The organism is Acidimicrobiia bacterium (assembly GCA_016650365.1).
Classification (GTDB): domain Bacteria; phylum Actinomycetota; class Acidimicrobiia; order Spongiisociales; family JAENVV01; genus JAENVV01.
In genome coordinates this window covers 1-9,149 of record JAENVV010000248.1, presented here as the reverse complement: position 1 = coordinate 9,149, position 9,149 = coordinate 1, and the positions used below count along the sequence as shown (strand labels likewise).

Genomic DNA, 9,149 nt, shown 5'->3' with positions numbered 1-9,149 from the left:
GGTGAAGACGACGACTGAGCTCATCGAGCAGTTGACACCGGATATCAGCCACGTGTGGCTGATCCATGACGATGCCGTACCGAGGCCCGATGCCCTTCGGGCCCTCGTCCAGGCCGCCGAACAGATCGATGCTTCGCTGGTTGGTTCCAAGGTTTTGACCGCCGCCAATCCGGCGATACTCGAATCGGTCGGTGGATCCACCGATGTTTTTTTGGTGGCAGATACCGGGTTGGCGTCCGGCGAACTCGATCAAGAGCAGTATGACGTCGTTCGAGATGTCGCCTTCGTTCCGGGCGAATCCGTGTTGATCCGGCGTGACCTGCTCAAGGGCCTCGGCGGACCCGATCGATTGCTACCGCCCCTAACCCAGGCGATCGACTTCGCCGGTCGAGCCCGTTCGGCGGGCGGCAGGGTGGCAGTTGTTCCGTCCTCGGAGGTTGTCCATGCGGGAACCTGCCACGCCCAACTACCGGCATGGCGCGAGCCGGCGGCCCGATGGCGAGCTAGCGCCAAAATGTATTCAGGTTGGACCACCTCCTGGGTTCTGCCAATGGCGGTCCTGGTTGGGCTGGTCGATGCTGCCGGTCGCCTGCTCATGTTCGAGGTACGGCCGATTCTCGACCTGCTTATGGGGGTCGGGTGGAGCCTGAAACACCTGCCAAACACCTGGGTGGCCCGGCGTCAGGCGCGCAAGATCGTCCAGGTCGACGACGGAGAACTCTTCAGGTACCAGCGGTCAGGGTCATTGTCTCTCGCTCAGTTGGGGTCGGACCTGACCATCTGGGCCAGGGCGCGGTCAAATCGATTGGGGCTCGCCTCTCGTTTGGATGAGGAGCGCATGTTCTGGCAGCGACCGGGTTTCGGCTACCTGATCGCGGCGTTGTTCGCGGTTGTCATCGGGACGCGTTCGCTGCTCCTATCGGGTATGCCGGTGGCCGGCTATGTCCTGGCGCTTCCGCAGGTTCCCGGTTCTGCGATCGCTTCGTATGGCGGTGCCTGGAATCCGATCGGGTTCGGGACGGCCGGACCCGGCCATCCGGCCGTGGCGGCCCTGGCCATGGTGCAGATGGTCTTTGCCGATTCTGCGCTGCTGCTGATAGTGACGGGATCGGTGCTGCTGGGACTTTTCGGGATGCGGCGACTACTCCGCACGTTCGGGATCGATGGGGTTCCGGCGGTGCTCGGTGGGTTGGCCGCGATGGGAACGCTCGCCGCAGTGGTCTATGGAGATGCTGGGTACTGGCCGGCGTTTCCGGCGATCGCCGCCACCCCGTGGATGATTACCAGTGTGGTGGTCGCCTGGCCGCAGGGACTCCGCCAACGGATCGGCCGCCTTGGAGGCTTGCTGTTGGCGAGTTTCGTGGTTGCTGCTTTCGCCCCGTTGGCCTTGTTCGGCGCACTACTGGTGGCCCTGTTGTGGGGGGTATTTGGTACCGGTTCGAAGTTTTCCGTCCTCATTAGAGCGTTGGTCGGTGGAATCGGTGGGCTGGCTGTGTTGGGTCCGTGGCTGTGGTTCTCGGCTCTTGGGGACGTGATCAACGGGGGATCCGCCTTGCCGTTTGCTCCACCGCTGTGGTGGGTGGTCGGTCTTGGGGTTGGGGTGTTTCTGGCCGTCTTGGCCGGATCCGAACCGTATCTGAATATTGCCGGAGTGGGAGCGCTGGTTCTGATAGCCGGTTCGGTTCTCCTATTGATCTCGGATGGCTTGGAGCCGTCTGCTGCCGGCATGGTGCTGGTCGCCCTCGGTACTGCATTGGTCGTGGGTGGGGTGGCCGGCGGGCTCCCTGGCCATACCGGCATCACCAGAATTGTGTTGATCCTCAGCCAGGTCGCCGTTGTGGCGGCGCTGGTGATGGTCGGCCTCACGATCGGAACCGGACGATGGGGATTGCCGGCGGATCGATATTCGGAAGTTGTCGAACTGGTGGCGGCTCGATCAGGCGATGCTCCACTCGGAAGGATTCTGTTTGTCGGCCCTGGCCTGCCAGGGCAAACTCGTCAGCTCAACGGCGTTCCCTATAAGGTCATGAATGGCGAGCTGAGCCTCGGCGAAGCGTGGTTGCCTGTCTACCGCGAAGCGGATCGTGAGCTGGAAATGGTTCTCTCGAGGGCGGTCGACCAGGATGTGTTGCGGCCCGGTCAGGACCTTGGCGAGTTGGGGATTCGATGGGTAGTTGCGACGGCTCCCACCGTGCTGAACCCGGCATTTGAAAGCAAGCTCGACCTTAAGGAACTGGCGGTGGGTGATGGGGCATTCACCGTATACGAAAACGTGTATCCGGCGTTTGTGGCCCGAACCGAGTCCGGTATGCCGTGGCGAGCTGACGGGGCGACCTTCGTCGGCGAGCCAGCCCCGCAGGTGCTGATCGCCGTCAATCCGACTCCATTCGGTCAATCGGACCTGCCGGTTGTGATGGATGGATCGACCGGAGTGATCGAAGCCTCAACCGATCAACTGGTACGGGTCTTCGCCTGGGCAGCGGCCGGCGCCTTGCTCCTCGCCGGGTTGGCGGCCGTTGTCGGGGTTCGGAACCGAGCATGAAGCGGACGACGTTGCTTCTGAGTCTCGTGGCGGCCGGACTGTTTGTCGCGTTGATTCCCGCCAGACCCGTGCCGACGATTCCGACCGTGCCAAGCAGTGTGATAGAGGTGCCGGTTTCGGCTACGAGTGTTGCCTACTGCGGATGGGTTCGGTCGGACTCTGCGATTGACATGTCGGTCCAGTTGGCGTCATCTCGCGACACTCAGGCCACCGTTACCGTCTTGCAGAACGGGGGAGTCGTTTCCAGCGAACCGCGGGTGGTTGCTCCCTTTGGTTCTGTGCGGGTCGCTTCGGTGCTCCCGGTGGGTGTTGAAGGATCGATCGTCGAGTTCGCCGCAGGACCGGCCGCAGCCACGGCTGTTGGCGACGGAGTCCTCGGTCTTGTGGCGGCCAGCTGTCCCTCTACGGTGCCAGATGTCTGGGTGCTCGGGGGCGGTTCGACCGCAGAGGGCCTCACTCTGGATCTTCGCCTGTTCAACCCTTTCCCGGAAGACGCCAAGCTGACGATCCGGGCATTGTCCGAGAACGGGAGCGAACCGGATCAAAGCCTGGAGGCGGTCTCGGTTCCGGCGCAGTCAGGCCGGACGATCGCGTTGACGGACATTCTCGGGTTTCGCGAGTGGCTCTCGGTTGAAATCGAGCAGGTCGATGGTCGGGTGATCCCTACGTTCGTTGAGCAAGCAAGCGCCGGTGGCGCCGCCGTCCTGTCTGGTGTGGCGGCTGCCAGCGAGTGGTATTTCCCGTTCGGGGGGGTTCCTGAGCTGGCGAACACACTCGTTCTCGTGAACCCGTCGGCGACGCCGATCGGTTATCAGGTTGGCCGGTCGACTTCGAGTGGGGCTGGTGACGAGCTTGATCGGGGGAGTGTTGATCCTCGACAGGTAGCTACGATCGAACTGGCGGCGGGCGAGGGGTACATTGTTCAGGCCGACGGTCCCATGGCAGCCTTCTTGGTTAGCCGGGGTGAGGGTGGTCGAGCGTCCGTGGCGGGATCGACTGTGTCTGCCAAAGATTGGCTCTTGCCGGGGGTCGGTGCCCTTCCGGAAACCACCGTGGTGATTCTCAACCCGACCCTCGATGACATTACCGCCACGGTGGTGAGCCGTCTCGGTCAGGACAAGGTGGTGGTTGCCGCAGGAGGGGTCACGTCCGTTTCAGCGCAGGTCTCCGAAGGAGGAATGCAGGTCTCGGCTACCGGTCCGGTGGTGGTCGGATGGTATGCGGTGAGCGAAAACGGAGTGGCGTACGCGATTGGACTGCCCTATGTCAATGAGTGAACCGGTCGGTCGACTCGTCATTCTCCTTGCCGTGGCCGCCGTGGTGGGGTTCAGTGTCTGGTTGGTACGACGGCTTGATAGACGTTCGCCCGTCCGCCGGCTACCGGCCGATCTCGGTCCATTCCCCGCGGCTTTGTACTTCGGGGACGCACTCTGTGCGTCGTGCATTCCTGCGGCCACGGCCATTGCCGCCGGTGAGCTGGAAGTGCGGAAATTCGAATGGGCTTCAAACGGTGATGTGTTTGATGCCCTTGAGATTTCCGAAGTGCCCCGGTTGATTGTGGCGGGCCGGACCGGGCAGGTTTTGTTCGATATCGGTGGTGTTCCCACTCCCCGGCAAATCGCCCGGGCGAAATTACAACTTTCCCGAGAATGACAAAATCGACTTACGCGCCAATCTGGCGCGTAAGAAAATTTCCTGAAATGCTTGGTGAATGAGGCTACGGTGCATATGCTCCACCCACATGCTTGAACATTGCGCACGCTGCGGGGCCCCAGCCGGGTCGATCATGTCCTATAACTATGCCGAGAGTGCGGTGTGGCTCGATGACCTTACGAGGTCAGTTGTCCCCGGGGCCGGGTATCCGGTGTGTGCGACCCACGCCGATCGGCTTACCCCTCCAATGGGTTGGACGCTCACCGACCGGCGCAATATTGTGCGACTATTCGCTCCCTCCGAGGTGGCCTGAGCGCAGTGGGTCTCGATCGGGATCTCCTCGACGATATCAAAGATCTCGATGAGCACGAACTGCGCCGATTGCTCATTCTCACCCAAGCCCATCTTGAGCGAACCGGAGCCATCGCCCAGGTCGGGGCGAGTCCGAAGGTGAGCCTTCGCCAGCAGTCGGTACGGTGCGGTCGTCCGACCTGCACAACCTGCCCTCATGGTCCCTACTGGTACGCGTATTGGCGCGAGAACGGAAAGCGCCGCAGTAAATACGTCGGCAAGCTCCTCGAGGAGGACTAGTCAGGTGCTTGGCGTAATGGTCCCGGGGTGCATACACTGCGGTCGGGCGGTCCTGCTATCTGGAGGTTTTCGCACATGATGTGCCCTACATGCCGCGTCGAAGACGTGATTGAAATTCACCAGAAGTTACCGGACGGTACTGAGATCGATTTTTTCTCATGCCATAAGTGTGACGAACGATGGTGGGACCATCAAGGACGAGAGATCGCACTTGCGGACGTACTGGAACTCGCCAGGAAGGCCCGCGCCTAGCGGGAGGGCCTCGGGCACAGCCGACCAGGCGGTGTCCCCATGGGTGCCGCGACTTGCAATCGCCGCCGTAACGGCGGCGATTTTCTTCGCCGTGCAACCCTGGCTCATTCTGACAATCAATACCCCGACCGGTGGGGACATGGGCGCCCATGTCCTTGGACCGGCAATCCTGCGCGACGATCTGCTGCCCAATTTCCAGATCCTCGGCTGGAGTGACGCCTGGTTCGCCGGGTTCCCGGCCTTCTACTTCTATTTCCCGTTGCCCTCACTGGTCATCGTCTTTCTCGATCTGCTGCTTCCGTACGGCGTGGCTTTCAAAATCGTGACGGTGGCGGGTTTGCTGGCTACTCCGGCTGCCTCATATGTGGTCGGGCGGGCCTTGGGGTTGGACCGGTGGGTTGGCACGGCGGCCGGAGTAGCAGGTGGGACCTTTGTCTTTATTGAGTCGTTCACGATCTTCGGAGGGAATGCTCCGTCGACGATGGCCGGCGAATTCTCATATTCATGGTCCTTTGCGTTGGGCTTGTTCTATCTGGCGACCCTGATCAAGGCCGTCCGGGTATCGCCACGGTATGTGCCGCTGGCGGTCCTGTTGCTGGCATGCACGGCTCTATCGCATGTGATTACGACTGGGATGTTCGTGCTGGCGAGCATTCCAATCCTGTTCTGGAAGCGGGGGTTCCTCAAGACGGGGGTGGTCTGGCTGTGGGGCTTTGCGGTGGCCGGTTTCTGGGCCGTACCGCTCATCGTCAGGCTCAATCAAACCTCTGACATGAGCTGGGTGCCGCTGAAGACCTGGGGGGAGATCCTCCCGGCCGAGATTTGGCTCTTGCTCCCTCCGGCGATGTTCGGGGCGGGATGGCTGATCCGACGAACCAAGAACTGGGCCCCGATGATCGTCCTGACGTTCATCCCGGTCTTGTACTTTTGGGTCCCCACGATCGCCAGTCAGATGGGTTGGTTCTCAGGAACCTGGAAGCTCTGGAATGGTCGGTTGTTGCCGTTCTGGTTCTTCGGCATATCGATGCTCACAGGTGTCACGGTCGGGGTGGTATCGAAGGCGGTTGCCAGGCGCCTACCGACCAGGGTTTCAGTTGGTTGGCTCAAGGCGCCGTTGCTGATCGGGGCCCTCGTCGCGTTGGCGGGGGGATTGTGGAAGGGGTCGGTCGAGGTCCAGTGGTGGGCCGGCGGCGTTGCGGCATTGGCGATTCTCGTTTGGGGGGGAGTGGAGATCGCCGGGGCGAAGGTAAAAACCGGCCCGTCGATGGTGCTCCTGGCCAGCGGGTTCATTCTCGTCCAGTCGCTGGCCGGATTGAGCTTCGTCTCCGGCTGGGCCGCATGGAACTTCAGCGGCTATGAACAGAAACCGGGATTTGACCAGTACCAACGACTCATGGAAGCGGTCGACGTCCTACCGGCTGGGCGAATTCAGTGGGAAGCCAACAACGACATGGACCGCGAGTACGGAACGCCGATGGCGCTCATGCTGTTTCCCTACTGGACCCGGCAAGCCTCGATGGAGGGACTCTTCTTTGAGTCATCCATCACCACGCCGTTTCACTTCATCAACGCTGGCGAGATGAGTTTCCGACCATCGAATCCGATTCCTGGTTTGACCTATCACAACTTCGACTTTGATCGCGGTATCGCCCACCTGGCCGTCTACGGTGTCGATTATTACGTGACGTTTACTCCTGAGGCAGCCGAGGAGGCGCTCGCCCATCCCGAACTCCGCGAAATTGCCCGGATCGACCCGCACCGGGTTTTCGCGTTGCCTCCGACTCAGCTGGTCGACGTTGCCGTCAATCAGCCGGTCGTCTTCGAAACCGAAGGTGGGCTAAGCCTGGGAAGTGAGGAAGCGTCGAACTTCAACGATGTGGCGCTCGAATGGTACGACGATCTCGAACTTCTCGATAATTGGCTGGTGGCGGACGGCCCGGCAGATTGGCCACGAATCGACGACCTTTCTCTGCTTGAGAGCGTATCGACACCCCTCAAGAATTCCGGGGTCGTGTCGAATGTTTTGAGTGATAACGGTCACTTCGAATTCGATACCACCGCCATCGGTGTACCTCATCTTGTGAAGGTATCGTACTTTCCAAACTGGCAAGCCACTGGAGCAGACGGGCCGTGGAGGGCCAGTCCGTCGTTGATGATCGTCGTCCCCACCGAGGGTCACGTCGAGATGGATTTCACAAGAACCATCTTTGAGAAGGTTGGTATTGCGATGACTGCATCCGGAATTGTTCTGCTGGTAGCCGGCTTTGTCGTCGCGAGAAGGAAAGAGGCATGAAAGCCTATCTGCTGAGCTTCTTCAATCGGACCAGTGCCAATCAGTTCATGAGGCTGGCCGTCATTGGCGGCTTGAATACAGTTCTTGACTTTGTGCTGGCCAATGTCTTCAAAGCTGGTTTGGGTTTTTCTTCCCAAGTCTCGGTTGTACTGGCGTTTACCACCGCCACCGGCGCCTCATATTTGATGAACCGTCGTTTCACCTTCTTGATCACCGATGGTAAGAAATCGATGCGGGAGACGGCGGCGTTTTTCCTTGTCAATGGCTTCGCCCTGGCCGTAACGTCCGGGTTTGTGGCACTGGCCGAACTGTGGTTCGGAGATAACCTCGCGGCCTTCAACGGAGCCAAGGTCGCCGCTACCGTGCTGGTTCTCTTTCCGAAGTTTGCCGGTTATCGAGACCTGGTGTTCCGACGTTCTCTTTCGAACGATGCCCGGAGCTGAACCAGTCCCTTAAGTGTTCGGGGAATTCGCTTCACAAAGGGAGTTCTGGCCGCCCGACGTTCTTCCACGATGATCGGTACCTCGGCAATGGAGAAGCCGGCTCGTTCGGATCGGATGACCAGTTCGGTATCGAAGAGATCCTTGTTGGACTGCACCGTGTCCAACATGGAATCGAGGACCGTCCGTCGGAACGCTTTGATTCCGTGGGTATCCGTGACCTTTGATCCGACGAGGAATTTAAGGAGCACGTTGAACCCGAATGTGCCAGTCCGGCGCAGCAGACTGCGGTGATCTTCGCTATCAGGGGCCCGTTTTGAGGCGATGACGATATCGGCGCTTGTAGCGATCAGACCGGCAACAAACGGGCCTGAGAAATAGTCAATGTCGAAATTCACGACCCAGTCGCCGTGTGCTTGTTCGAAGCCGGCTCGCATGGCGGCTCCGTAGTCGGGGAACGGCAGCGAAATGACCTCGGCTTTCCAACCGAGGGTGCGGAGATTCTCGCAGAGATCATTGGCCAGTTGGGCGGTGCCGTCGGTCGAGCCGTTCTCCACGACGATCAACTCTTGCGGACTGCCGGTGGCGTCGACGATTTCGTTGGTCATGGCCGGAAGGAAGTCTGCGATGTAGGCGGCCTCGTTGTGAACCGGCACAACAATGGATAGCAAAGGCATCGTCAGAGTCTAGAGCCAGCCAGACGATCTGGATCCGGCCTATCATGGTTGAACCTGCCAACGGAGTCTCCGATTCAGCTCGACGCCATCTTCAAGGCCTATGACATACGTGGGCGAACCGACACTGGTGAGCTTGACAGCGAGGCGGCTCGGGCCATCGGCCGGGCCTTTGCCGGGTTCATTTCCGCCCAGTATCCCAACGTCCTCGAGGTCGTCGTCGGGCGTGATTGTCGCGACTCTTCGCCATGGTTGGCAGATGCTCTTATGACTGGAATCCAGGTCGGGGGCTTGAATGTCGCCGATGCCGGTGAGGTGGCTACCGACATGATCTACTACGCCTCGGGTGCTGGAGAGGTGCCAGGAGTCATGATCACGGCCTCGCACAACCCATCTGAATACAACGGGATCAAGTTGTGTGGCCCTGGTGCCAGGCCAATCGGGGTTGAATCCGGCCTCATCGATATTCGCCAGATGGCGGGGGAGTCGTTGCCAGACGTCGCTTCGCAAGGTGGGCGTCATGCGGTCTCGATCGCAGCTGGATACATTGATCATCTCTTTTCGATTGTCGACGCCGCAGCCATCTCCGACCTGAAAGTGGCGGTCGATGGAGGCAATGGGATGGCAGGAGTCGTGGTCGAGGACGTCTTTGCCCGAATGGCTGCTTCACTGGTTGGTCTTTATCTTGAGCCTGATGGGACGTT

At 60.4% G+C, this 9,149-nt stretch carries 9 protein-coding genes; 8 read left to right on the top strand and 1 reads right to left on the bottom strand.

Annotated elements, in window-relative coordinates:
* The 7 genes from JJE47_14195 to JJE47_14165 form a co-directional block, all read left to right on the top strand.
* Positions 1 to 2,542, top strand: a 2,542-nt coding sequence (locus JJE47_14195; protein ID MBK5268573.1) for a glycosyltransferase family 2 protein, incomplete at its 5' end; no start/stop codon positions are given.
* Positions 2,539 to 3,819, top strand: coding sequence for a hypothetical protein (locus tag JJE47_14190; GenBank protein ID MBK5268572.1), 1,281 nt, complete (start codon positions 2,539 to 2,541; stop codon positions 3,817 to 3,819). The genes JJE47_14195 and JJE47_14190, both read left to right, overlap by 4 nt.
* The gene (locus tag JJE47_14185; GenBank protein ID MBK5268571.1) at positions 3,812 to 4,195 is read left to right on the top strand and encodes a hypothetical protein; all 384 of its coding nucleotides are present in this window, start codon (positions 3,812 to 3,814) and stop codon (positions 4,193 to 4,195) included. Before JJE47_14190 ends, JJE47_14185 begins: the two co-directional genes overlap by 8 nt.
* A gap of 88 nt (positions 4,196 to 4,283) precedes the next feature.
* Positions 4,284 to 4,508, top strand: coding sequence for a DUF3499 family protein (locus JJE47_14180; protein MBK5268570.1), 225 nt, complete (start codon positions 4,284 to 4,286; stop codon positions 4,506 to 4,508).
* A 5-nt stretch (positions 4,509 to 4,513) separates the two neighbouring features.
* A complete protein-coding gene (locus tag JJE47_14175; protein ID MBK5268569.1) occupies positions 4,514 to 4,786 on the top strand; it encodes a hypothetical protein in 273 nt (90 codons plus the stop codon).
* A gap of 295 nt (positions 4,787 to 5,081) precedes the next feature.
* The gene (locus JJE47_14170; protein MBK5268568.1) at positions 5,082 to 7,331 is read left to right on the top strand and encodes a hypothetical protein; all 2,250 of its coding nucleotides are present in this window, start codon (positions 5,082 to 5,084) and stop codon (positions 7,329 to 7,331) included.
* Positions 7,328 to 7,774: a GtrA family protein gene (locus JJE47_14165; GenBank protein ID MBK5268567.1), complete on the top strand. Its 447-nt coding sequence runs from the start codon at positions 7,328 to 7,330 to the stop codon at positions 7,772 to 7,774. The genes JJE47_14170 and JJE47_14165 overlap by 4 nt, the downstream gene beginning before the upstream one ends.
* On the opposite strand, the gene JJE47_14160 is transcribed toward JJE47_14165, so the two are convergent.
* On the bottom strand, positions 7,723 to 8,448 hold the full coding sequence (locus JJE47_14160) for a glycosyltransferase family 2 protein (protein MBK5268566.1): 726 nt from the start codon (positions 8,446 to 8,448) through the stop codon (positions 7,723 to 7,725). The two genes, JJE47_14165 and JJE47_14160, sit on opposite strands and share 52 nt — an antisense overlap.
* A 48-nt stretch (positions 8,449 to 8,496) precedes the next feature.
* On the opposite strand from JJE47_14160, the gene manB reads away from it, so the two are divergent.
* Positions 8,497 to 9,149 (top strand): phosphomannomutase/phosphoglucomutase (gene manB / locus JJE47_14155; GenBank protein MBK5268565.1); only part of this gene is annotated, 653 nt, incomplete at its 3' end.